General features: G+C 34.3%; 21 protein-coding genes. 18 read left to right on the top strand and 3 right to left on the bottom strand.

The window, feature by feature from the left end; all coding sequences use genetic code 11:
• Positions 1-76 precede the first annotated feature (76 nt).
• Positions 77-760, bottom strand: coding sequence for an MmcQ/YjbR family DNA-binding protein (locus AC1RPV_RS01095; RefSeq protein WP_481761025.1), 684 nt, complete (start codon positions 758-760; stop codon positions 77-79).
• Positions 761-942: 182 nt separating this feature from the next.
• Between AC1RPV_RS01095 and AC1RPV_RS01090 the strand changes: the two genes are divergently transcribed.
• Together AC1RPV_RS01090 and AC1RPV_RS01085 are read left to right on the top strand one after the other, a co-directional pair.
• Positions 943-1,824, top strand: a complete 882-nt coding sequence (locus AC1RPV_RS01090; RefSeq protein WP_481761024.1) for a sulfite exporter TauE/SafE family protein — start codon at positions 943-945, stop codon at positions 1,822-1,824.
• A gap of 77 nt (positions 1,825-1,901) precedes the next feature.
• Entirely contained in the window at positions 1,902-2,228 is a 327-nt protein-coding gene (locus tag AC1RPV_RS01085; RefSeq protein ID WP_481761023.1) for a thioredoxin family protein, read from the top strand.
• A gap of 114 nt (positions 2,229-2,342) precedes the next feature.
• Here the strand turns inward: AC1RPV_RS01085 and AC1RPV_RS01080 are convergent, their stop codons facing one another.
• Positions 2,343-2,990, bottom strand: a complete 648-nt coding sequence (locus tag AC1RPV_RS01080; RefSeq protein ID WP_481761022.1) for a TetR/AcrR family transcriptional regulator — start codon at positions 2,988-2,990, stop codon at positions 2,343-2,345.
• A 167-nt stretch (positions 2,991-3,157) separates the two neighbouring features.
• Between AC1RPV_RS01080 and AC1RPV_RS01075 the strand changes: the two genes are divergently transcribed.
• Complete coding sequence (locus tag AC1RPV_RS01075) at positions 3,158-4,312, top strand: YhgE/Pip domain-containing protein (RefSeq protein ID WP_481761021.1); 1,155 nt, start codon at positions 3,158-3,160, stop codon at positions 4,310-4,312.
• A 95-nt stretch (positions 4,313-4,407) separates the two neighbouring features.
• Here AC1RPV_RS01075 and AC1RPV_RS01070 read toward each other — a convergent pair whose 3' ends face one another.
• Positions 4,408-5,112 (bottom strand): GntR family transcriptional regulator, encoded by a 705-nt coding sequence (locus tag AC1RPV_RS01070; protein WP_481761020.1) that lies wholly within the window; start codon positions 5,110-5,112, stop codon positions 4,408-4,410.
• 192 nt (positions 5,113-5,304) lie between these two features.
• Here AC1RPV_RS01070 and AC1RPV_RS01065 point away from each other — a divergent pair, with 192 nt between their 5' ends.
• The 15 genes from AC1RPV_RS01065 to araA all read left to right on the top strand — a co-directional run bounded on the left by AC1RPV_RS01065 (position 5,305) and on the right by araA (position 24,288).
• A complete protein-coding gene (locus tag AC1RPV_RS01065) occupies positions 5,305-7,224 on the top strand; it encodes a beta-glucoside-specific PTS transporter subunit IIABC (RefSeq protein WP_481761019.1) in 1,920 nt (639 codons plus the stop codon).
• A gap of 1 nt (position 7,225) precedes the next feature.
• Positions 7,226-8,665 carry a 6-phospho-beta-glucosidase gene (locus tag AC1RPV_RS01060; protein ID WP_481761018.1) on the top strand — a complete coding sequence of 480 codons (1,440 nt, stop codon included), beginning with the start codon at positions 7,226-7,228 and terminating at the stop codon, positions 8,663-8,665.
• Between the two features lie 223 nt (positions 8,666-8,888).
• A complete protein-coding gene (locus AC1RPV_RS01055; protein WP_481761017.1) occupies positions 8,889-10,253 on the top strand; it encodes an MFS transporter in 1,365 nt (454 codons plus the stop codon).
• 109 nt (positions 10,254-10,362) lie between these two features.
• Entirely contained in the window at positions 10,363-11,343 is a 981-nt protein-coding gene (locus AC1RPV_RS01050; protein WP_481761016.1) for a LacI family DNA-binding transcriptional regulator, read from the top strand.
• A gap of 64 nt (positions 11,344-11,407) precedes the next feature.
• Entirely contained in the window at positions 11,408-12,820 is a 1,413-nt protein-coding gene (locus AC1RPV_RS01045; RefSeq protein WP_481761015.1) for a glycoside hydrolase family 32 protein, read from the top strand.
• Positions 12,820-13,692 carry a fructokinase ScrK gene (scrK, locus tag AC1RPV_RS01040; protein WP_481761014.1) on the top strand — a complete coding sequence of 291 codons (873 nt, stop codon included), beginning with the start codon at positions 12,820-12,822 and terminating at the stop codon, positions 13,690-13,692. The genes AC1RPV_RS01045 and scrK overlap by 1 nt, the downstream gene beginning before the upstream one ends.
• Before the next feature lie 33 nt (positions 13,693-13,725).
• Positions 13,726-15,075, top strand: coding sequence for a NosD domain-containing protein (locus tag AC1RPV_RS01035; RefSeq protein WP_481761013.1), 1,350 nt, complete (start codon positions 13,726-13,728; stop codon positions 15,073-15,075).
• A 105-nt stretch (positions 15,076-15,180) separates the two neighbouring features.
• Entirely contained in the window at positions 15,181-15,327 is a 147-nt protein-coding gene (locus tag AC1RPV_RS01030; RefSeq protein WP_409021777.1) for a hypothetical protein, read from the top strand.
• Positions 15,328-15,457: 130 nt separating this feature from the next.
• Positions 15,458-16,693, top strand: coding sequence for a cytosine deaminase (gene codA / locus AC1RPV_RS01025; protein ID WP_481761012.1), 1,236 nt, complete (start codon positions 15,458-15,460; stop codon positions 16,691-16,693).
• A gap of 74 nt (positions 16,694-16,767) precedes the next feature.
• On the top strand, positions 16,768-17,688 hold the full coding sequence (locus AC1RPV_RS01020; protein ID WP_481761011.1) for an aldo/keto reductase: 921 nt from the start codon (positions 16,768-16,770) through the stop codon (positions 17,686-17,688).
• A gap of 91 nt (positions 17,689-17,779) precedes the next feature.
• Positions 17,780-18,898 carry a GntR family transcriptional regulator gene (locus AC1RPV_RS01015; protein WP_481761010.1) on the top strand — a complete coding sequence of 373 codons (1,119 nt, stop codon included), beginning with the start codon at positions 17,780-17,782 and terminating at the stop codon, positions 18,896-18,898.
• A gap of 198 nt (positions 18,899-19,096) precedes the next feature.
• The gene (locus tag AC1RPV_RS01010) at positions 19,097-20,464 is read left to right on the top strand and encodes a sugar porter family MFS transporter (RefSeq protein WP_481761009.1); all 1,368 of its coding nucleotides are present in this window, start codon (positions 19,097-19,099) and stop codon (positions 20,462-20,464) included.
• 29 nt (positions 20,465-20,493) lie between these two features.
• Entirely contained in the window at positions 20,494-22,110 is a 1,617-nt protein-coding gene (locus tag AC1RPV_RS01005) for a xylulokinase (RefSeq protein ID WP_481761008.1), read from the top strand.
• Positions 22,111-22,115: 5 nt separating this feature from the next.
• Positions 22,116-22,817 carry an L-ribulose-5-phosphate 4-epimerase gene (locus AC1RPV_RS01000; protein ID WP_409021771.1) on the top strand — a complete coding sequence of 234 codons (702 nt, stop codon included), beginning with the start codon at positions 22,116-22,118 and terminating at the stop codon, positions 22,815-22,817.
• Between the two features lie 43 nt (positions 22,818-22,860).
• Entirely contained in the window at positions 22,861-24,288 is a 1,428-nt protein-coding gene (araA, locus tag AC1RPV_RS00995) for an L-arabinose isomerase (RefSeq protein WP_481761007.1), read from the top strand.
• Positions 24,289-24,357: the final 69 nt, after the last annotated feature.

Genomic DNA, 24,357 nt, shown 5'->3' with positions numbered 1-24,357 from the left:
GATAAGCGAAAATTCATTCTAAGTAAACAAGTTCAAATTTTGTTGACTATTAGAATGGATTTTTTTAGTTCGCCTTTTATTTAGCTAGTCCATAGCTAGTATCAATATAAGAATAAACAGTGTCTAAATTATTTTGGCCATTTAATAAAATTGAAACCCAGTGTTTTTTATTCATATGGTACCCTGGAAAAATTTGATTTTTGTCTATTTTATTGATGAGCAGGTCAGGATCCATTCGAATATTAAGTATTTCAACTAATTTCTCGGAATCCAAGCCTATTTTAGTTGCTGGAATTTTCATTAAAGCGGCATACCATTTTTTAGAATCTGATCGACGTAAAACAGCGTCATTTGGAAACTGTTTCCAGAGGAATTCTAGATTGGTCTGATAATGTTCTTGTACATAATTAATGATAGATTGTGAATCAGCAGTTTGGAATACTGGAGTAGTTTCAAAACAACTAGCAACAATTAAATCCAGTTGTTCAATCACTGATTTTCTGATTGAACTGACAAATGATCCTGTTGCAGACTGATTTTTATAAAGTGTATATTCTTCTTTAGTTAGAGCATCAATAATAGTAGTATTAATTTTTTCAGAGGGGGAAATTGAGACGGTTAGTATAAATTGATTATTAAGAATTGAAACTTGATAATTATAGATTTCTTCTGCTGTTTTTGTAAAACCATATGGAATCAATGAATCTACCTTTAGTTTCAAATGACTAAATGAATTATAAGCAAAAAAGTCTGTTAGCATAGTGCATCTCCTTTTATAAATTATATAAACAATTAACAGTAGCATACCTTATATTTCTAATTTTAGACTTTAAAGGACTAATTATATAGTATAAAATAGAAAAATTAATATAGACTATTTTATCTAGGAATAAATTGAGTTAAACTGTACTATTATGATTCATTTAACTAGGAGATTTAATCATGCAAAAGACGTTGATTGCGGCAATTATTGTTATTAATTTTATATTTATCTGTTATTTTATGCGTGATTTAATGAGACATAAATCAGACTTCATGAAAGAACCGGCCAGTTCAGTATGGACACCAATATCGCAGATTGTTATTTTTTTCTTTTCTACTTTTGGAATTTCAGATTTTGCCATATCAACAGCAATATACCAGAAAGCTAATTGGGTTTCTATGAAAAAATTACCAGGTACGTTAAATGCGCAAGATGTTATTCCAATATTTGTCATGTCGCTGGCGTATATTACAAGTATCAATGTTGGTACTAAGACGTTACTAGTCTGTATTATTTGCCAAGTGCTGGGTGCTTATATTGGTCCGAGATTTGTTGTTAGATTACCTGAAAATAGTATTAGATCATTTGTTATCGTTGGATTACTTGTTGCAACCGCGTTAATCATCGCTGGTAAATTAGGCCTAATCACTGCTAGTGGGACCGCTACCGAACTATTTGGCTGGAAATTAGTTGTAACAGGATTTTTATTATTTATTTATGGCGCATTAAATAATATTGGAATAGGCTCATTTTCATTAACAATGGCAACTGTCTATGCGATGGGAATGGATCCGATTGCTGCATTTCCAATTATGATGGGGGGATGTGCATTTTCTTTACCAATAGGAAGTATGCAATTTATAAAACTCAATCAATATTCTAGAAAAATAACCTTATTTTCTGTTTTTGGTATTATAGGTGTTTTAGTTGCGGTACTTTTAGTTAAGAATATTAATACAAGTGTGATTCAATGGATTGTTATTGTAGTATTATTGTATTCTGCATACAGCCTATATATAGGTAATAAAGAAGCTAAACTAATCAGAGATAAAAATAAATAAGCAAGCATATTTTAATTGAAAATGGCTAATCTGATATATACTTATAAAAAGTAAGCATATTAGTGGAGGTAGCAAAAATGAAAAGTATAGAAAAAGAAACAACGGTAAGTGAATTAATGGATAAAATTAAAGATGGAAAGTATATCCTATTTTTTTCTGCAACATGGTGCCCAGATTGTGCTTTTATTAAACCTGAAATGCCTAATATTGAATCAGAATATACTGAATACACATTCTTAGCTGTCGATCGAGATGAAAATATGGACTTAGCTGTTGAGTTAAGTGTCTTCGGTATTCCAAGTTTTATTGCATATGAAAATGGTAAAGAAACAGGACGTTTAGTTAATAAAAATCGTAAAACGAAACAAGAAGTAGAAACATTTATTAATAGTATTCCTGCGTAATTAAAAAGATTAGTTAGTATGAATAATCTGCTTTGAATTAAAAATACCCATCGAGTAAACAAGGTTTTACAGTAACTTGTTTACTCGATGGGTATTTTTAATTATTTATTTTTATCAAACACTAAGTGCGTTTATCAGAGCATCTGCTGAATGTTCAATACTTTCTTTTGTTAACGATTGATCAAAAAGAAGATAACCAAGTACAATACCACCTATAGTTGACCAAATAACCTTAAGAATTTCGAGATTATCCCAACTGACAATTAGTTTTTTTTCTTTTAGTGTATCAATAGTTGAATTGAGTGCCGTCCAGTATGGGGCGGGAATATTTTCTAATAACTGTTTAACAACCGATTTATCATAAAGTAGTTCAGAAATGAAAATTTTAAGAACTTTAGCATTTTCTTGCAAAAAAATAATTCTATTTTTTAACAAAGGACGAATTAATGAATCCAAAGTTAAATTTGAATGATCAATGGACTCGTCTAATAAGTCGTGCATTGCAGAAGGTAAGATGGATTTAATGACAGGGGCAATAATGGCGTTAAGTAAGCCTTGTTTATTGTTATATTTACTAAAAATATTACCTTCAGCCACGCCAGCTTTTTTTGCAATTTCTTTTGTACTTGTATTTGCATAGCCTTTTTCTGAGAATAATTCAATTGCGGCGATTAAAATTTGTTTTTGTTTATCTGTTATATCTCTAAATAAATCCGAGTTGGCATATAATTTTAATTCAGAATTTTTAATAATATTCACCATCCTATTTATAGCCCTATTATGACACAATTGATAGCGATGACAAAAGACAAACTTATTATTTTGATAGTTTATATTTAAAAGTTAGGGTTGACTAAACTTGTGGATAGGTTATAATCGTATTTGTAATTGATTGAGTGCTCACTCAAAAAGAAAAGAGGAATATGATTATGTTTAAAAATAAATTTTTAGGTTTCGCCATTTTAGTTTCGGTATTACTTACATTTATTATGGTGGTGATGCAAATCCCATCTGTAAAATCAGAGCTCAAAGATGTACCTGTTGCCATTGTTAATGAAGATAGTGGTAAGCAAGGTAACAAAATCGTTGAAAATCTAACTAGAAGCAAAAATAAGGCGTTAGATTGGCATATCGTTAAGAGTGATAAGGCACTTAAGAGTGCAATGGATAAACAACATTATTATGCGGCTATTGTAATTCCAAAAGATTTCTCGGCATCAATTGGAAAATTAGCTGATCCAACAACAAAAGATGTTACAAATGTAACTGTTGTAACAAATGAAGCAAAAAATGCTACATTGTCAACGACTTTAGGTTCGACACTATCAACAATAGTTACAAAAATTGGTGGTGGTATTTCAGCCGGAATTTTAACAAATATGGCAAAAGCCAATATGAGTGTCCCCGCTGTGACTGCATTGAAGTTAAATAACCCAATCACTGTAAAAACAACCGTTAGACATTCAACCGCTGGATTAACATCAGCGAATAGTTCGTTCTTCCAACCCGTCTGGATTGCAAGCATGGTTATTAGTTTATTATTATTCTACGCTGGAGATTCAAGAGAATTTAAATCAATGAAACACAAGTTTTCATTTAAATCATCATTCATTATCTCAGCTGTAGCACTTGCAATTTTAACTGGATTTGCAACAGCTACGTATGCGACATGGATTTTAGGATTTGATTTTACACATTTTATAACAATTGCATCGTTCTTATCATTTACAAGTTTTGCTTTTATAATGTTATTCTCAGGGGTATTGACATGGATTGGTTTCCCAGGGGTAATTATATTTGTCCTCTTACTATTTTTCTCAATTCCTTTATTGGCAATGGCACAACCATTAGTACCTCAATTCTACCAAGATTGGGTTCTTCCATGGTTACCAATGCGTTTCTTGTATGATGGTGCTCGCAGCATTCTTTATTATGGAGCATCTTTCTGGAACAGTTCTACAATGGGCCTAACTTATGTCTTAGCAATCGGTAGTGTCTTGTTTTTTGCCGAAGGATTATCACCCAAACATCGTAAAGTTGAAAAAGAAATTAACGATAAAATTAAAGAGATGGAAGTTAAATAGAATTCTTTAAATGAATCTTGAAATAAATTAAAAACCTCAGGGTAATCACCTTTTTAAGTGATTGCCCTGAGGTTTTTAATTTATTAATTATGGTTTTATTTTTGTCCACTTTGAATAAAAAAGTTAGCATGTTTATAGTTATAAATAGTTTGAGAAAGATCAAAAGGTTCACCGCTTACTGTATAAAAAAGTTCATCAATATAGAGTCCAGGCGAATTTTCTGGTAGTTCTAAAAGGGTTGATTCTGTCTTTTTAAGGGTGTCTGTACGTAAATATTTATCGGAGAAACCTATTTTTAATTTTAAAACTTCTTTCAAGTAATTAAAAATAGACTCACTGATTATTTCGCGATTAAGATAAGGAACAAGTTTTTTTCGATAGTAGGATCTCTCAATACAGAGAACTTGATTATCGATGTAACGAATTCTTTTTATTAAATAAACTTCCTCACCCGGAGCACAATTTAATTCCCTGGCTACATCAGCATTGGGTAGTTCAACTTTTAAATCAATCACTTTTGTAGATAATTTACTGTTTTCTAAATCTTTTGTAAAGCCCATGTTCGTCATTAGAGCGATGTAACCGTCTCTTTTTTGACGACGAACAAAAATTCCGCTACCTTGTACTTGATAAATAATACCCTTATCTTCTAAAGTTGTGAGAGCTTTAACGAGTGTCGTCTTACTGACGGCATATTTGGCAATAAGTTCATTTAGACTAGGGAGTTGCGTCCCTTGATTCAAATTTTTATTTTTAATTGCAAGCTCAATTTGATCAGCAATTTCTTGATACTTTAACATTTCATGCCTCCATTAAAATAATGTATCCTTTATTGTATAACATTGTTCCCGCCTTGTACATCTAGATGAAAAGGGTTACAAAAAAAGTGTTGACTTATTGTGCACGTACAATTAAAATATACATATACAAAGATTTGTAAGGGTTTACAATTTTTTTCTATTTATTCGTTTTTATCTGAGGAGGAGAAAAATATGGCAAGTAAGGTTAGAGATTATACAAAATTAGCTACAGATATTTTAGAAGCAATTGGTGGAGAAAAAAATTTAGCAGGAGCAACGCATTGTGCGACACGGTTACGACTAGTGCTACATGAGGTTCCTTCAGATGCTAAAGAAAAAATATCAGCAATGGCAGGCGTTATCACTGTTGTTGAAAGTGGTGGACAATTCCAAGTAGTTATTGGACCACATGTTGCGGATGTTTATGATGCATTCTCAGCAATGATTGATAGTTCAGAAGTAGAGGAAGTAGAAGCACCAAAAACAAGTATAATGAATCGAGTTATTGCAACAATGTCTGCGGTTTTTGCCCCATTCGTTTACATATTGGCCGCGGCAGGTATTATTCAAGGGAGTTTAATTCTAATTACTTTAGCTATGCCAAATTTTCCTAAAAGTGGTACATATCAAGTTTTAAGCTTTATTTCTTGGGCACCATTTACGTTCTTACCAATATTTATTGCCATAACGGCAGCTAAACATTTTAAAACAAACAGTTTAATCGCTGTTGCATGTTGTGCTGCATTAGTTAGTCCCACATGGGCAGAGATGGCTGGAACTATTGCTAGCGGTACAAGTATTAACTTTATGGGTATTCCATTATCTCAAACAGTTTATACATCATCAGTATTGCCACCATTATTTTTAGTTTGGATTCTTTCTTATCTTGAAAGATTCTTGAGTAAAAAGATACCTGACATTATTAAAGAACTTGCTGTTCCATTATTATGTCTATTAATTATGGTTCCTTTAACAATCTTAATTATTGGACCACTTTCATCTCTTGGAGCTGAAGGAATCGCAAAAGGATATAATTATTTAGTTAAAGTTGCACCACCTTTAGCAGGTGTTATTATTGGTGGTTTCTGGCAAGTACTTGTTATTTTTGGTATCCATTGGGGTGTTACGCCAATGGTTATGGCCAATTTCAAAATGAATGGAATGGACTCATTTCAGGCTTTTCAAACAATTGCAGTGGTCGCACAAGTTGGTGCTGTTTTAGGTGTATTTATTAAGTCTAAGAACAGAGAATTAAAAAATATATCTCTTTCAGCATTTATTACAGGATTATTTGGGATTACAGAACCAGCAATTTATGGTGTGACATTAAGATTTAAAAAACCATTTATCTTTGGTTGTATTTCAGGAGCGTTTGGTGCATTAATTACAAGTTTCTTTAATTCATATTATTTTGCTTATGCTGGACTACCAAGTTTATTAACCATTGTAAATGCAATTAGTCCTAAATACCCACACTCATTTATTGGTATGGTTGTTGGATGTATTGTAGCAATTGTGGGTTCAGTTCTACTTGTTCAAATTTTTGGTACGGGTGAAACAGTTAGTGAAGTCGCAACAATGGAAGCACAGTTAGATGATGCACCAGCTAAGGTCGCACCAGTTATGAGTACGCCAGTAATAAATGCACCAGGCGTTGTTAATAGCCCTGTAACAGGGAAAGTAATTGCGTTAACAGAAGTAGAGGATGAAGTATTTTCATCTGGTGCAATGGGCAAAGGTGTTGCTGTAAATCCAACGGATAATAAAATATATGCACCATTTGATGGTCAGGTTGTCATGACTACAGAGACACAACATGCGATTGGATTAAAATCTGTAGATGGTGTAGAAGTTTTAATTCATATTGGAATGGATATCGTTGAATTAAAAGGAAAATATTTTGCAACACAAGTTAAAAATCATGATTATGTAAAAATGGGTGATTTACTTGTTGAATTTGATCAAGAGAAGATAAAAGAATCAGGATTTTCAGTAGTAACACCTGTAATTGTGACTAATTCAGATGATTACGAAGATGTTATTGCGTATACGCAAAATGAAATTCACCATGGAGAACCAATAATGGAATTAATTCCAAAAGGAGAAAAATAAAATGTCTAAATTACCGAAGGATTTTTTGTGGGGTGGCGCTTTGGCTGCTCATCAGTTTGAAGGCGGCTGGAATGTTGATGGAAAAGGGCCAAGTGTTATTGATGTGATGACTGCAGGAGCAAATGGTGTTCCGCGGGAAATTACGGAAACTATTGAAACAGATAAATTTTATCCGAATCATGATGCAATTGATTTTTATCATCATTACAAAGAAGATATTCAATTTTTCTCTGAAATGGGATTGAAGTGCTTACGAACATCAATCGCGTGGTCACGTATTTTCCCAATGGGAGATGAAAGCGAACCAAATGAAGCGGGATTACAATTTTATGATGATGTTTTTGATGAATTATTAAAAAAAGGTATTCAACCAGTGATTACCCTATCGCATTTTGAAATGCCACTCCATTTAGCTAAAGAATATGGTGGTTTTAGAAATCGTAAATTAATTGATTTTTTTGAAAATTTTGCTACGGTTTGCTTTAAACGTTATCAATCTAAAGTAAAATATTGGATGACATTTAATGAAATTAATAATCAAATGGATACAAATAACCCCATCTTTTTGTGGACTAATTCTGGAGTTATTGTGAACGATGGTGAAAATCCCAAAGAAATTATGTATCGAGTTGCACATAACGAACTCTTGGCTAGCGCTAAGGCGGTTATTGCTGGTAAAAAAATTAATTCTGATTTTGAAATAGGATGCATGGTATCACACGTACCAATTTATCCTTATTCATGTGATCCGGAAGATATCATGGCTGCTGAAGAGGCAATGCATCAACGCTTCTTTTTCCCAGATGTTCATGTTCGTGGAGAATACCCACGTTATGCACTAAAAGAGTTTGAACGTCACAATTATGATGTTGGGATTCAAGAAGGCGATATGGAGATATTGAAAAAAGGGACAGTTGATTATCTAGGATTCAGTTACTATATGTCAACAGTTGTTAAAGCAGATGCTGAAGCAGATCATTTAGGTGATGTTGTGAATGGTGGACTACCTAATGGGGTTCCTAATCCGTATATTAAATCTAGTGACTGGGGCTGGGCAATTGATCCCGATGGTTTACGATATACGTTAAATCGATTATATGATCGCTATCAGTTACCGTTATTTATTGTTGAAAATGGTTTTGGCGCGATTGACAAGCTTGAAGATAATCATGAAATTCATGATCCTGAACGTGTAAGTTATCTAAAAGAACATATTGAAGCAATCGAAAAAGCAGTTGATTATGATGGTGTTGAAGTCTTAGGATATACACCATGGGGTGTTATTGATTTAGTATCATTTACAACTGGTGAGATGAAAAAGCGTTATGGTATGATTTATGTTGATCGTGATAATGAGGGCAATGGATCGATGAAACGTTATAAAAAAGACTCATTTACTTGGTATAAAAATGTAATTGAAACAAATGGAGAAAGTCTTTAAAAGTTATTATAGAAAGAAAAAGCATCTCATTTATTAATAAATGAGATGCTTTTTGATTAATAAAAAAACAAATGACAACCGGTTGACATAAAAATATAAACAGGTTATACTTTGGTTATTCTTTCAGAAAGCGCTTTCTAAAAGTTGAGTTTATAGGTACAGGCAATTGCTATTTTTTAGTGAAATGGGACATTTATTAAACAAATAGAATGGGGTAAATAGAATGGAAAACAAAGTAAACGTAGATACAAATCAAGTTGAAGAAATTCCTCTTTTTCGAAAACTAAGTTATTCACTTACAGATTTTGGCGGAAATATTCTATTTGTAAGTATTAGTACGTACTTGTTATATTTTTATACAGATGTTTTTGGAATTGGGATTGGTGTAGCTGGAACTATCTTGCTCGTCACACGATGCGTTGATATGTTTGATGCACCAATATGGGGCTTTTTAATTGATCATACACATACAAAATGGGGACAAAGTCGGCCGTATTTCTTGTGGTTATGTGTACCATTTGCATTCTTTACATGGTTAACATTTACTACACCGAATTTATCGGGATCGTCCAAAGTTATCTATGCATCAGTTGTTTACGTCATTGCAGGAATTATATATACCGGAATTAGTACCCCTATGACGTCGATTTTACCTAACTTAACAAATGATTCAGACCAAAGAACGGTTTTGAATTCATATCGAATGGTTGGAGGAAATGTTGGTCTATTGGTTGCTAATGGTGTTGTTTTACCATTAGTTCAAATATTAGGGCAAGGAAATGATCGTAAAGGATTCTCATATGCAATGATTATTTTAGGGATTATCTCCATTATTGCCTTTTTAATTGCCTTTTTAAATTTACGAGAAATTAATACAACGATTACGAAATCAATATCATTAAAACAGAGTGTTAAAGCAACAAAAAGTAATTGGCCTTGGATTTTATTGGTTATTTCCAACTTATTCTATTGGATTGGAACAACTGTTAGAAGTTCAGGCATGATTTATTATTTTCAATATAATATCCATGCAAAATCATTAGTCGCAGTTGCTGGTTCTTTATCTGTTGTTGCTGTTATAGGGATGATATCAATTCCATTACTTGTTAAACGTACAAATAAAAGAACGGTTCTAATTGGAGCACTATTGATGGGAGCAATCTGTAACATGTTGCTTCAAGCAGTTGGTAGTAATCAAGTTTGGGTTGTTATCTTATATTGCCTAGGATCAATTGGAACGGGTGTTGCAGCTGCAATGCCATTCCTAATGTTGGCTGATGCGGTTGATTTTGGTCAATGGAAAACAGGAATCAGAGCCAGTGGCTTTTTAACAGCTATTGGAAGTGCATTCTGTGTTAAAGCAGGTAGTGGGATTGGCGGATTTATTCCATCACAAGTAATGCAATTCTTTGGATATATACCCAATCACACTCAAACGAGTCAATCTTTATTAGGCATTAACTTAAGTTTTATCTGGATTCCAGCCATGCTGTTCATACTTGCTGCAGTTCCAATGTTTTTCTATGGTAAATTTGAACGAAATGAAGATAAAGTTAGATTAGAATTAGCTAAAAAAGAAGCAGCTTAAAAAGTTAATGGTGGGGATAATGGTTTTGCTTATTTTATGGTAAACTAAGAGTACTAAAAGTTAAGCGGTAACAATTTAACTAAAATTAGACGACTTAGGAGCAAATAAAATGCAAAATCCAAAACTTGATGATGTCGCTGAATTGGCAGGCGTTTCTAAAACGACTGTATCTAGGGTGTTGAACAATAGAGGTTATCTTAGCGAAAAGACAGTTAAAAAGGTTCGTGATGCTGTGAAAGAGTTACATTATCAGCCTAATGATGTTGCAAGACAATTATTTAATAAAGAAACAAAACTAATAGGGCTTATTTTCCCAACCATTGCGAATCCTTTTTTTGGACAATTAGCTTACCATTTAGAAACGAAACTTTTTAATAGAGGTTATAAGGTTCTTATCGGTAACTCAAAAAATGATTCAGAAAAAGAAGTGACTTATTTACGTAAACTAATGGCAAATCAAGTTGATGGGCTAATTGTTGGAGCACATAATGAAGGAATTGAAGAATATCATAATACAAATTTACCAATTGTCGCAATTGATAGAATTATGAATGGTGATATTCCGGTCGTTTCTTCTGATAATTATAGTGGCGGTAAAATGGCAACAGAATTGCTATTAGAACATGGGGCAACCTCAATTGTACATACAAATGGACCTTATGATTTAGAAACGCCTGCTCGAGATAGACGTAGGGCATACGAGAAAATTATGAGTGAACATGGGTTGCCAGCCGTAACGTATACAATTGATTTTAATTGGACAGAAACAGAAAAAACAAAAGTTATTAAAAGAATTTTTGAGGATCTTAAACGAGTGGATGGTATTTTTGCTTCGAATGATACAGACGCTAGTTTGATCATAAAAATAGCTAGAGAATATGGCAAACGAGTACCTGAAGATTTACTTGTTATTGGCTATGATGGGACAGATGTTGTTCGATTATTTAAACCAGAACTAACAACAATTATTCAACCAATTGAACAGATGGCTGATGCAGCTATTGATATTTTAATGAAGAAAATAGAAGGTAAAGAGACACCTATGCAAGTAGTACTACCGGTACAATTATATAAAGGAGAAACGGCATAGTAGGTGCGTTTTTATTTTAAGATAATGACAACCGGTTAACATATAGAACGAGGAGAAGACAATTTTGAAAAATGAAACGATTAATTATCCAGAGGTAACTGATGAAAGATATCGATTAAAGTATCATATTACGGCACCAGCAGGTTGGATGAATGATCCAAATGGGTTTTGCTTTTTTAAAGGGTACTATCACATCTTTTATCAACATCATCCAAATTCAACACAGTGGGGACCAATGCATTGGGGTCATTCAAGAAGTAAAGATTTAGTTAATTGGGAAAGCTTACCAATTGCTTTGGTTCCTGGTGATCAAGAAGATCAGGATGGCTGTTTTTCAGGTAGCGCAATTGTGAAGGATGAGCGTCTCTATTTAATTTATACAGGACATAATTTGAAAGACAAAAATGATCCGGATAGTTATTGGCAGAATCAAAACCTAGCCGTTAGTGATGATGGCATAACTTTTGAAAAATTTGCTGGTAATCCAGTGATTTCAATGCCTCCTGTAGATAATGATGCTGATTTTAGAGATCCAAAAATTTGGTTTGAAAATGGAAAATATAATATTGTAATCGGAAGCAAAAATAAGGATGGCTTGGGTCGAGTTCTTATGTATAACTCAGATGATTTAGAACATTGGGACTACTTAGGACCTATTGCAACTGCTAAATCAGTTGATTCTGAAGGATTCGTTTGGGAATGTCCTGACCTTTTCGAAATTGACGGACAAGACGTTTTAGTAATGTCACCACAAGGAATTAAAGCTGATAAATTAAAATATAGAAATTTCTTCCAAACAGGATATCTGACTGGAAAATTTGATGAAGAGACACATTCATTACATCATGGTGAGTTCACTGAATTAGATTATGGACATGATTTCTATGCAACACAATCAATGGTTACGCCTGACGGTAGAAGGATCATATTTGCATGGATGGACATGTGGGAGAGCCCCATGCCAGAACAGGAAGATGGTTGGGCAGGCGCACTAACATTTCCAAGAGAATTAAATATGAAAAATGGTAAATTATTGATGACACCAGTTGAAGAAATTAAAAAATTGCGCGAAAAAGTATTATTAGATGTCACTAAACCTAAGGATACAACCACTATTTTTGAAGCCCCTACAAAGAGTTTTGAGTATTTAGCGAACTTTAATGGGCAAGAAAATGTCAGCGTTAAAATTAAAAATAGCGATAATAAATTATTAATAAAAGTTAGCTATCAAGCTGCAACAGGTAAGGTAACATTACAAAAGTATAATGACGATTTACTTCGAGAAACTAATGTGAGCGTTGCCAATGAATTGGATGTTCATTTATTAATGGACAACAGTTCAGCAGAATTATTTGTGAATAATGGAGAAGCATGTTTCTCTGAAAGGGTTTATGATGAAAAGGAACTTATAGTTGAAACAAGTAGCGATTCAACTAATTATGATATTAAAATATATGAACTTGGAGGAACAATGTAATGTTATTAGGAAGTATTGAAGCAGGTGGCACTAAATTTGTATGCGCGGTAGGTAACGAAGATTATCAAGTAAAGGATCAAATTCAAATTCCCACGACTACACCTGTTGAAACATTAACGGCAGTCGTAGACTATTTTAAGCAATTTGAAATAGCTGCACTTAGTGTTGCCTCATTTGGACCAATTGAAATCAGAAAAACGTCACCTAAATATGGATTTATCACGAAAACACCAAAACCGGGTTGGGGTGATACGGATTTCTTGGGATTTCTTAAGGGCAAACTGGATATTCCAACATTTTGGACAACGGATGTAAATGGTTCAGCTTACGGTGAATATACAATGTCGACATTGTTTAATGAGAAAATTAATTCACTTGTTTATTACACAATTGGAACTGGTGTGGGCGCTGGAGCAGTAATTGATGGCCACTTAGTTGGCGGTATTGGCCATCCTGAAATGGGCCATGTCTTAGTTAAGAGACATCCTGATGATCTTGATTTTAAAGGTGTCTGTCCATTTCATGGTGATTGTTTAGAGGGCTTAGTTGCTGGACCAACATTTGAAGCACGGACTGGTAAAAAAGGTAAAGATGTCCCATTAACAGACAAAACTTGGGATATTATGGCCTACTATATTGCTCAGGCTGCCGTTCAAACAACGTTAAGTTTACGTCCTAATAAAATTATTTTTGGGGGCGGCGTTACAAATGATGTTTTATTGGAAAAAGTGCGACATGAATTCAAAGAAATTTTAAATGATTATGTTGACGTTCCTCCATTAGATCAATATATTACAGCACCACAAGTTGCTAATAATGGATCAGCCAATGTTGGAAACTTCGCTTTAGCTGAAAAAATGTTATCTGAATGATAGGGTTATTTAACAAAATTGGAGGGTAAAATAATGACAAACAAAAATTATTATGATGTAACAAAATGGCCTATTGGTAACCCGTACGAAGATATTGGGGAAGTTATTAATAGTATTATTACTGATATTAAAAGTCATCAAACTGATAGTAATAGCAATGATGGTGGAAAACCAGGGGCAGTTATTTATCTACCACCAGCTGATTATCACTTGCGTACACAAGTCTTAATAGATATTAGTTTTCTTAAAATTCAAGGATCTGGGCATGGATTTACGTCATCAAGCATTCGGTTTAACGTACCACAAAACGAATGGTCAAATTTACATGAATTATGGCCTGGTGGTAGTCGTGTTCTTGTTGACCTCGATCCTAAAACAACGGATGAAGAATCTGAAGGTGCAGCTTTCTATGTTGCAAGAGAAGGAAATCCGCGTATTAGTTCAGTCGAATTTTCGAACTTTAATATTGATGGGTTACACTTTATTGATGATGGCACAGGCGAAAAAAATCCAGAAAATACGTATGTGAATGGTAAGACTGGAATTTATGTTGCAAGTGCACAAGATTCATTCCGTATTACAGAAATGGGTTTTGTTTACTTAGAACATGGTGTAACCATTTATAACGCAGATGCATTAACAATCCACGATAATTTTATTGCTGAATGTGGTAATTGTATTGAACTACGTGGATGGGGACAAGCTTCGAAAGTAACTGAAAATTTAATGGGCGCTGGATTTAATGGCTATACCATTTTTGCGGAAAACTTCGGAGGACTGCTAATTACGACTAATAATATTTTCCCAAGAGGTGCAAGTAGCATTTCATTATCTGGCGTGACGAAATCGTCTGTTACAAATAATCGCATTCATGCATTTTATCCCGGAATGGTTATTTTAGATGATAATTGCTCAGAGATATTGGTTTCTTCAAACCATATGCTGCATGATCAAGAACCGTGGGCGCCTATGCAACATCGAGATAATGGATTAGACGATTTATATGGGCTGTTATCAATTAGCGGTAATGATAATTCCGTCATTGGAAATCATTTTTCAGAAACGGTTGATCAAAACACGCTTAAACCAGTTGGTGCAACACCGGTCATTATCCGACTTGCTGCCGGACATGGTAATTATATTGCAAATAATAATGTTGTGGCTACAGAAATTCAATCAGGTAGTGGCGATTCAGCATTTTCTGCACAAGTAGATGCGTTACTAGCAACCGAAGAATTAAAAAAAGTCACAGTAACAACTGTTTTGGTTGAAAAGAAGTCAACGCAAAATACAATTTTAGATTCTGGAAGCAATGAACAAGTTATTTTGGATAAAAATGTGAATGCTTTTAGAGCAACACCAACCGTCCCAAAAAAACAGTAATTTTAAATAAATGATTTAATTTGTGCCACTTTGATAAAATAGGACTATAATGAAAGTTGAAGTTAGAACTTAATATAACTGTCCAAATCAAAAGAGGCGATAGCAATGGCAAAGTTGAGTAAAGAACAACGCAAAGCAATGGCTCAAAAAGCAATGGACGAACGTGCTAAACATCCACAAGCTGAAAAAAAACAATCAGGTTTTAAATTTATTGAAGATGAATCAACTAAGTTAGGTGCAGAAAAAAACTAATTATAAAAGTTCAAAGATTAATTCTAAGTATTCTTGGAATTAATCTTTTTTTAGTTAACTAAAAATATTAAATTGGGTGTAAGTCATGTACAATTTGAATGATAGATAATTTAATGAGGAGTGATAATCGATGTTAATTAAACAAGTACATATTGAAAATAAAGAAGAATTACAAGATATTCGAGTAGAAAATGGCATGTTTACTGAGATTGGGGTAAATTTACAACAAAATGCTGATGAAAAAGTCATTGATGCAACCGATAAATTGATGTTACCGCCATTTGTTGATCCACATGTTCATTTGGATTCAACGCTCACAGCAGGTGATCCGGAATGGAACGAATCTGGGACTTTATTTGATGGCATTCGGATTTGGTCTGAACGTAAAAAGACGTTAACCCATGAAGATGTTAAAGAACGTGCTGTTACAGCATTAAAAATGCAGGCAGCCCATGGTGTTCAGTTTGTTCGTTCACATGTTGATGTGACTGATCCTGATTTAGTGGCTTTGAAAGCTTTAATTGAGGTCCGCGAAGAAGTTAAACCTTGGATGGAATTACAATTAGTTGCTTTCCCACAAGAAGGTATTTTATCATTTCCAAATGGGAAGGAATTAATGACAAAAGCTGCTGAATTAGGAGTGGATGCAATTGGTGCAATTCCCCATTTTGAATTTAATAGAGAATATGCAGTTGAATCACTCCATTTCGCTTTTGAATTGGCTCAGAAATATAATTTATTATTTGATGCACATACGGATGAAATCGATGATCCTAGTTCTCGTAGCTTGGAAACCGTTGCGACATTAGCTTTAGAAACAGGGATGAAAGATAAGGTTACAGCATCACATACAACAGCGATGGGTTCATATGATGATGCTTATTTGTACAAATTAATGCGTTTATTGAAGATGTCAGAAATGAACTTTATTGCTAATCCACTTGTAAATATGTTCTTAGGTGGACGTTTTGACACATATCCAAAGCGTCGTGGGTTAACACGCGTCAAAGAATTGGATGAGAATGGGTTGAACGTTGCATTTGGTGAAGATGACATCAAAGATCCATGGTATCCAATGGGAGATGGCAACATGTTAGACGCCTTGCACATGGGATTACATGCGACTCAGATTATGGGTTATAGTCAAATTATGAATGCTTACCGATTTGTGACGACTAATGGCGCTAAATCTATGCATGTTATGGATCATTATGGAATTGAAGTTGGAAAACCAGCTAATTTCGTCATTATGGATAGTGATAATTTTTATGATGCGTTGAATACACGTGCTGCCGTTATGTTATCAGTCCATAATGGTGATGTGATTAGTGAAACCAAGCCAGCAGAAACCCAGTTATATATCTAGTAAGTAATCGTTTTGGTAGCGCCTTCTTGATTTGAATGCTAGAATCAAGGCATGACTTGAAAAGGGGTAATAAAATGAAAATGATTAATTTAGGCGATAGCGAACTTCAAGTATCATCTGTCGGTTTGGGATGCATGCGCATGCCAGAATTGTCGACTGGGCAAGCTGCAGAAATGATTCAAACATCAGTTGATCATGGCATTAATTTCTTTGATCACGCAGATATTTATGGTGCAGGAAAAGCTGAAGAAGTGTTTGCGGCAGGATTTACTGAAACTGGGTTATCACGTGAAGACATTATTCTTCAATCAAAATGTGGTATCGTTCCAGGTGTAGAGTATAATTTTACTGCTGAACACATTGAAAAAAGTGTTGACGGTATTTTAAAACGATTAAATACGGAATATATTGATAGCTTATTGTTACACAGACCTGATACGTTAATGGAACCTGAAGCTATTGCTCGTGTATTTGAAAAACTACAAAAATCTGGAAAAGTACGTCATTTTGGTGTTAGTAATTTCTATCCTGGGCAAGTTGATTTATTACAACAAGCTTTGGATATGAAACTATTAGTTAACCAACTCCAATTCGGTGTCATGCACACTGGAATGATTGATTTGGGAACAAATGTGAATATGGTTAATGATGCTGGAATTAATCGTGATGGCGGTATTTTAGAATATTCGCGTCTTAAAAAAATGACGATTCAAGCATGGTCACCATTCCAATACGGATTCTTTGAAGGTACATTCTTAGATAATCCAAAATTTGCTGAATTAAATGAAGTTTTAAACCGTTTAGCTAAAGAAAAAGAAACAACTAATACTGGAATCGCAACAGCATTTATTCTACGTCACCCAGCTAAAATGCAGGTGATTGCTGGAACAATGAACGCAAAAAGAATTGTTGAAATTGCGAATGCTTCAGAACTTGAGCTAACACATGAAGAATGGTACGAAATTTATCGTGCAGCAGGAAATAAATTACCATAAATGAAAAAATTAAAGTAACTAACTAATTACTATTTTAGTTGGTTACTTTTTATATTAAGCGTATGAAAATTTCGTAGTTAACATACTGGGTATGGTAAAATTAGAATTAATAGGTGGTGGATTTGATTTGGAAAACAAATATGAGCATGTTTATCGTGAAATTAAAGCGAAAATTGTCGCGGGTGAATATGAAGTAAACGATAAATTAATGACTGAATCACAGTTAATGTCGATTTACGAATCTAGTCGTTATGCGGTTCGTAAAGCAATTGGTGATTTAGAGAATGCAGGGTATGTCTACCGAATACAAGGTGGCGGTATCTTCGTTAATGATTGGCATACTGTAAAAAAAGTGACACAAAATAATAAAATAATTGGTGTCATGACGACACATATTGCTGATTATATTTTTCCAAATATTATCACTGGAATAGATCGTATTATTTCTGAAGAGGGATATACAATCATGCTAAGTAATACGCTTGATAATGCTGAAAAAGAACGATATAGCCTTTTAAGAATGCTTGAAATGAATTTATCTGGACTAATCGTAGAACCAACACAAAGCGCATTAATAAATAAAAATAAGGATTTATACGAAAAGATAGTGGCGCAAAAAATACCAGTCCTTTTTATTAATGCACATTATGAAAACTTGGAAATTCCATACTTAGAGTTAAATGATTTTAATGGTAGTGAGGTTGCTACAGAGCATTTGATAAATGAAGGACATGGAAAAATACTTGGTATTTTTAAAGTGGATGATAAACAAGGTCAGTTAAGAATGAATGGATTCGTGCAAGCTTATATGGAACATTCAGCTATTTCATACCAAAGTGAGATATTGATGTACCAATCTGCTGATTCAATGCAAAATATCTATAAAAAAATTGAAAAGATTCTGCATAGATCGGATCATCCAACCGCGATTGTTTGTTACAATGACCAGCTTGCCATTAAATTAATAGATATTGTTAAGTCGATGGGAATGAAAATTCCTGAAGATATCTCAATTGTTGGTTTTGATGATTATCAATTATCAAAATATATGTCACCTAAATTAACAACAATTAGACATCCAAAGGAAAAAATGGGCCGAGAAGCTGCGACGATGTTATTAAAAATGATTAATTCTAAAACAATGTCGGCGAAATCTGTCGTATATGATGCAAAGCTAATCATTCGAGAAAGCGTTAAAAATAGGAATTAAAGCATGATAAGTATTACTCAAATTTGAGTAATACTTATTTTTTTGAAATTCATTCGAACAAATAAAAATAACTATTGATTTGTTCGAATGAATGTGAGAAAATGACCTTGTTGATAAATGCAAACGTTTTCAGAAAACGGTTGCTGTAGGTTTTTCGGTTGGTCGTACCAATCGGACAATAAAATTTGGAGGTGTCATATGCAAAAAGAAAAGAAAATATCTAGTAAGTTTATTTACTTTTTTGGGTCATTCGGAGGAATTTTGTTCGGATACGATATCGGGGTTATGACGGGGGCTTTACCATTCTTGCAAAAAGATTGGGCTCTTCAAAATAGTGCCGGAACCGTTGGTTGGATTACTTCAGGAGTTATGTTCGGTGCCATCTTTGGTGGCGCGTTAGCCGGTAAGCTTTCAGATAAGCTAGGTCGACGTAAAATGATTTTGATGTCAGCTATTATTTTCGTTATTGGTTCATTACTCGCATCATTCTCACCAAATAATGGCCAAATGTATTTAATTATTGTTCGTATTTTCCTTGGACTAGCAGTTGGTGCTTCATCAGCATTAGTACCAGCATACATGTCAGAAATGTCTCCGGCTAAATTACGAGGACGACTATCAGGAATTAATCAAACAATGATTGTTTCCGGAATGTTACTTTCATATATTATGGATTTTCTATTAAAAGATTTACCTGAAGCATGGGCATGGCGCGTTATGCTTGGCTTAGCAGCAGTACCAGCTGTTGTTTTATACTTTGGGGTTTCACGTTTACCAGAATCACCTCGTTTCTTAGTTAAAACAAATAAAGTTGATGAAGCTCGCCAAGTATTAACTTGGATTCGTCCAGCTAATGAAGTTGAACAAGAATTAGCTGATATTCAAACTACTGCGGGTGAAGAAAATCATATTGAAAAAACATCAATGGTTCAATTATTCACAGGTAAATATCGTTACTTAGTTATGGCCGGTGTTGGTGTTGCTGCATTCCAACAATTCCAAGGGGCTAACGCAATCTTCTATTACATTCCTTTAATTGTTGAAAAAGCAACTGGGAATGAAGCAAGTTCAGCACTAATGTGGCCAATTATTCAAGGGATTATCCTTGTCTTAGGTTCACTCTTATTCTTAGTTATTGCAGATAAATTTAAACGTAGAACACTTTTAATTCTTGGCGGTTTAGTAATGGGACTATCATTTATCTTACCTACAATCATTAACATGGTTGTACCAAATACGAGTCCTATGATGATTGTTGTTTTCTTATGTATCTACGTTGCATTCTACTCATTTACATGGGCTCCACTTACATGGGTATTAGTTGGTGAATTATTCCCATTAGCTGTTCGTGGAAGTGCTTCAGGAATTGCATCTTCAGCTAACTGGATTGGATCATTCTTAGTAGGACTATTATTCCCTATTATGACAGCTTCAATGCCACAAGATGCTGTGTTCGCAATCTTCGGAATCATTTGTTTATTAGGTGTTCTATTCATTCGTTTCTTCGTTCCAGAAACACGTGGTCGCTCATTAGAAGAAATTGAAAAAGAAGGTACAAGAAATTAAGTAACCTATACGTTAGGAGTGTAATTGATATGGATTTAGTAAAAACATCTCAAGCAATAAAAAATGGTCAAGTTTCACTTGGAATTGAATTAGGCTCAACACGTATCAAAGCAGTTTTAGTTACGGACGATTTTAAGACAATTGCAACAGGGAGCTTCAATTGGGAAAACCAATTGGAGGATGGTCTTTGGACTTATTCTCTTGAACAAGTTTGGACGGGGATTCAAGCTAGTTATAGACAAATGGCTGCAAATGTTCAAAGCAAATACCATGAATCATTAACAAAAATAGATTCAATTGGTATCAGTGCTATGATGCATGGTTACCTTGTCTTTTCGAAATCTGATGATTTATTAGTTCCCTTTAGAACATGGAGAAATAATAATACAGAACAATCAGCTGATGAATTAACAGAGTTGTTAAACTTCAATATTCCACAACGTTGGAGTATTGCACATCTTTATCAAGCTGTTTTAAATAATGAAGCCCATGTAAATGACATTGGTCATTTAGAAACATTAGCTAGTTATGTTCATTATATGTTATCTGGTAAAAAAGTTATCGGAATTGGGGATGCCTCTGGTATTTTCCCAATTGATGAAAAAACAGGCACATACTCAGCTGATTTATTAGATAAATTCAGTGGTATTGAAAAAGTTTCTGCTTATGATTGGGATATTAAAGACATCCTACCTACTGTTTTGAGAGCTGGTGAAAATGCTGGATCATTAACAGATACAGGAGCTAAATTACTTGATGTTAGTGGCAAACTTGAAAGTGGTAGCTTGATGGCACCACCTGAAGGTGACGCAGGTACAGGGATGGTTGGGACCAACAGTGTACGTAAGAGAACAGGTAATATCTCAGTTGGAACCTCTGCTTTTTCTATGACTGTTTTAGATCAGCCTATGAAAAAAGTGTACAAAGATATTGATATTGTAACAACACCAAGTGGTGCGCCAGTTGCAATGGTTCATGTTAATAATAGTTCGTCAGATATTAATGCATGGGCTTCAATCTTTGGCGAGTTCGCAGCAAAACTAGGTGTTCATTTAACACCAGATCAGTTGTATGAACGATTATTCTTAGAATCAACTCATGCTGATGCCGATGCAGGTGGATTAATGAATTATAGTTACTTATCAGGTGAAAATATTACACATATGCCTGAAGGTCGTCCATTATTTGTTCGAACACCTAACAGTAACTTTACATTACCTAACTTCATCAAGACGCAATTATATGCGGCATTTGCACCACTTAAGATTGGAATGGATATTTTAAGTCAAGAAGAACATATCCAAACTGATGTAATGATTGCTCAAGGTGGTATTTTAAAAACAGCTGTAATCGGACAACAAGTATTAGCTAATACGTTGAATATTCCAATTACGGTTATGAATACTGCTGGTGAGGGTGGACCTTGGGGAATGGCTGTCTTAGCAATATTTGCTAAGAAAAATAATAACGGTCAAAGCTTAGAAGACTTCTTAGATCATGAAGTTTTTGTAGACCCAGAAAGTATGACGTTAAGCCCAGAACCTGAAGGTGTAGAAGGTTACAATACATTTATAGCTAGATACGAAGCTGGCTTGTCTATTGAGTCAGAGGCAATAAAAAAAATTAAGGAAGAAAAGAGGAACTAGTATATATGTTAGAAAAGCTAAAACAAGAAGTGTACGATGCTAACATGCTGTTACCTAAGTACAACTTAATTACCTTTACATGGGGTAACGTGAGTGGAATCGATCGTGAAAAAGGGTTATTCGTCATCAAACCATCTGGTGTTGATTACGATGATTTAAAACCTGAAGATATGGTTGTTGTTGATTTAGACGGTAAGAAAATTGAGGGTGATATGAATCCCTCAAGCGATACAGAAACGCATCGCATTCTATACAATAACTTCCCTAATATTAAAGGTGTCGTTCATACTCACTCACCTTGGGCTGTTTCATTCGCACAAGCAGGCTTGGATATTCCAGCAGCCGGTACAACACATGCAGATACCTTTTATGGCTCAGTTCCAGCAAGCCGTATCATGAATGAAGCTGAAGTTGTCACAGAATATGAAAAACAAACAGGTGACGTGATTGTCGAAACGTTCAAAAAACGTGGACTCGATCCTGATCAAATTCCAGCTGTTTTGGTTAATGATCATGGTCCATTTACATGGGGTACATCTGCTTTAGATGCTGTGCATAATGCTGTTGTCTTAGAAGAAGTTGCAAAGATGACTTATCATACATTGCAATTGAATCCACATGCAATTGACATGCCACAATACTTATTGGATAAGCATTTCCTAAGAAAACATGGTAAAAATGCATATTATGGTCAAATTAAACACTAAAACACGTTTTTAAAAATAATAAACTATTAGGAGGAATTATATTATGTTAAAAGTTAGTGAAAAAGAATTTTGGTTCGTTGTCGGTAGTCAAGGTTTATACGGTCAAGATGTTTTAGACGTTGTTCAAGGTGATGCAGAAAAAATTATTGATAATTTAAATGCTAGTGGTTCACTACCATACAAAATTGTCTTTAAAGAAGTTGCAACAACTGCTGAAGTTATTACTAACATCATGAAAGAAGCTAACTTTGAAGACAAAGTTGCTGGTGTGATTACTTGGATGCATACTTTCTCACCTGCTAAAAACTGGATTCGTGGAACAAAATTATTACAAAAACCATTGCTACATTTAGCAACACAATTTGGTGAAAATATTCCTTGGTCAACAATTGATATGGATTACATGAACACAAACCAAAGTGCTCATGGAGACCGTGAATACGGCTTTATCAATGCTCGTCTTCAAAAACATAATAAAGTTGTTGTTGGTTACTGGAAAGATGAAGCAGTTCAATCACAAATTGCTGACTGGATGGATGTTGCTGTTGCTTACGGTGAAAGTTTCAACATTAAAGTTGCTCGTTTTGGCGATAACATGCGTAATGTTGCCGTTACAGATGGTGATAAAGTTGAAGCACAAATCAAATTTGGTTGGACTGTAGATTACTTTGGTATTGGTGATTTAGTTGCTGAAATGAAAGAAGTAACTGACGCTGAAATTAATGCAACATATAAAGAATGTGAAAGTATGTACGATATGGTTGTTGGCGACAACGATCCTGCCTTCTACGAAGACCATGTTAAAGAACAAATTAGAATTGAAATTGCTTTACGTAAATTTATGGAACGTGGTGGCTACAATGCATTCACATCTAACTTCGAAGATCTTTGGGGCATGAAACAATTACCAGGTATGGCTGTTCAACGTTTAAACGCTGAAGGTTATGGTTTCGCTGGTGAAGGTGACTGGAAGACTGCTGCAATCGACCGTTTGATGAAGGTTCTTGCACATAATAAAGCTACTGGATTTATGGAAGATTACACGTATGATTTACGTGCGGGTCATGAAGTAACTCTTGGTTCACATATGTTAGAAGTTGATCCTACATTAGCTTCAACAAAACCACGCGTGGAAGTACATCCATTAGGTATTGGTGACCGCGAAGATCCAGCTCGTTTGATCTTTGATGGTTCAAATGGTAAAGGTGTCGTTGTTTCAATGTCTGACTTTGGTACTGAATACAAATTATTAATTAACTCTGTTGAAGGTCAAAAACCAGAAGTTGAAGCTCCTAACTTGCCAGTAGCTCGTCAATTATGGATTCCAGAACCAAGTTTTAAAGAAGGCGTTCATTCATGGATTGAAAATGGTGGTGGTCATCATACTGTTCTTTCAATGAACGTGAAGGAACAACAAGTTGTTGATCTTGCTAAGATGTTTGATCTTGAATATGTTGAAATTAAAAAATAATTAATATTTTAAAGGATATCGCTGTTAAAGCGATATCCTTTTTTTGTGTAAGAAGAGTAATCAAATATG

The sequence above is a fragment of the Dellaglioa sp. CoH-55-MRSF-9 genome (genome assembly GCF_056782155.1).
The sequence above is the reverse complement of the archived record's forward strand: the minus strand, read 5'-3'. Positions and strand labels throughout refer to the sequence as shown.

What these genes read in the sequence shown, in the direction of transcription:
- AC1RPV_RS01095 (WP_481761025.1), bottom strand. Translation starts at nt 760, where the DNA reads ATGCTAACAGACTTTTTTGCTTATAATTCATTTAGTCATTTGAAACTA.
- AC1RPV_RS01090 (WP_481761024.1), top strand. Translation starts at nt 943, where the DNA reads ATGCAAAAGACGTTGATTGCGGCAATTATTGTTATTAATTTTATATTT.
- AC1RPV_RS01085 (WP_481761023.1), top strand. Translation starts at nt 1,902, where the DNA reads ATGAAAAGTATAGAAAAAGAAACAACGGTAAGTGAATTAATGGATAAA.
- AC1RPV_RS01080 (WP_481761022.1), bottom strand. Translation starts at nt 2,990, where the DNA reads ATGGTGAATATTATTAAAAATTCTGAATTAAAATTATATGCCAACTCG.
- AC1RPV_RS01075 (WP_481761021.1), top strand. Translation starts at nt 3,158, where the DNA reads ATGTTTAAAAATAAATTTTTAGGTTTCGCCATTTTAGTTTCGGTATTA.
- AC1RPV_RS01070 (WP_481761020.1), bottom strand. Translation starts at nt 5,112, where the DNA reads ATGTTAAAGTATCAAGAAATTGCTGATCAAATTGAGCTTGCAATTAAA.
- AC1RPV_RS01065 (WP_481761019.1), top strand. Translation starts at nt 5,305, where the DNA reads ATGGCAAGTAAGGTTAGAGATTATACAAAATTAGCTACAGATATTTTA.
- AC1RPV_RS01060 (WP_481761018.1), top strand. Translation starts at nt 7,226, where the DNA reads ATGTCTAAATTACCGAAGGATTTTTTGTGGGGTGGCGCTTTGGCTGCT.
- AC1RPV_RS01055 (WP_481761017.1), top strand. Translation starts at nt 8,889, where the DNA reads ATGGAAAACAAAGTAAACGTAGATACAAATCAAGTTGAAGAAATTCCT.
- AC1RPV_RS01050 (WP_481761016.1), top strand. Translation starts at nt 10,363, where the DNA reads ATGCAAAATCCAAAACTTGATGATGTCGCTGAATTGGCAGGCGTTTCT.
- scrK (WP_481761014.1), top strand. Translation starts at nt 12,820, where the DNA reads ATGTTATTAGGAAGTATTGAAGCAGGTGGCACTAAATTTGTATGCGCG.
- AC1RPV_RS01035 (WP_481761013.1), top strand. Translation starts at nt 13,726, where the DNA reads ATGACAAACAAAAATTATTATGATGTAACAAAATGGCCTATTGGTAAC.
- AC1RPV_RS01030 (WP_409021777.1), top strand. Translation starts at nt 15,181, where the DNA reads ATGGCAAAGTTGAGTAAAGAACAACGCAAAGCAATGGCTCAAAAAGCA.
- codA (WP_481761012.1), top strand. Translation starts at nt 15,458, where the DNA reads ATGTTAATTAAACAAGTACATATTGAAAATAAAGAAGAATTACAAGAT.
- AC1RPV_RS01020 (WP_481761011.1), top strand. Translation starts at nt 16,768, where the DNA reads ATGAAAATGATTAATTTAGGCGATAGCGAACTTCAAGTATCATCTGTC.
- AC1RPV_RS01015 (WP_481761010.1), top strand. Translation starts at nt 17,780, where the DNA reads ATGGTAAAATTAGAATTAATAGGTGGTGGATTTGATTTGGAAAACAAA.
- AC1RPV_RS01010 (WP_481761009.1), top strand. Translation starts at nt 19,097, where the DNA reads ATGCAAAAAGAAAAGAAAATATCTAGTAAGTTTATTTACTTTTTTGGG.
- AC1RPV_RS01005 (WP_481761008.1), top strand. Translation starts at nt 20,494, where the DNA reads ATGGATTTAGTAAAAACATCTCAAGCAATAAAAAATGGTCAAGTTTCA.
- AC1RPV_RS01000 (WP_409021771.1), top strand. Translation starts at nt 22,116, where the DNA reads ATGTTAGAAAAGCTAAAACAAGAAGTGTACGATGCTAACATGCTGTTA.
- araA (WP_481761007.1), top strand. Translation starts at nt 22,861, where the DNA reads ATGTTAAAAGTTAGTGAAAAAGAATTTTGGTTCGTTGTCGGTAGTCAA.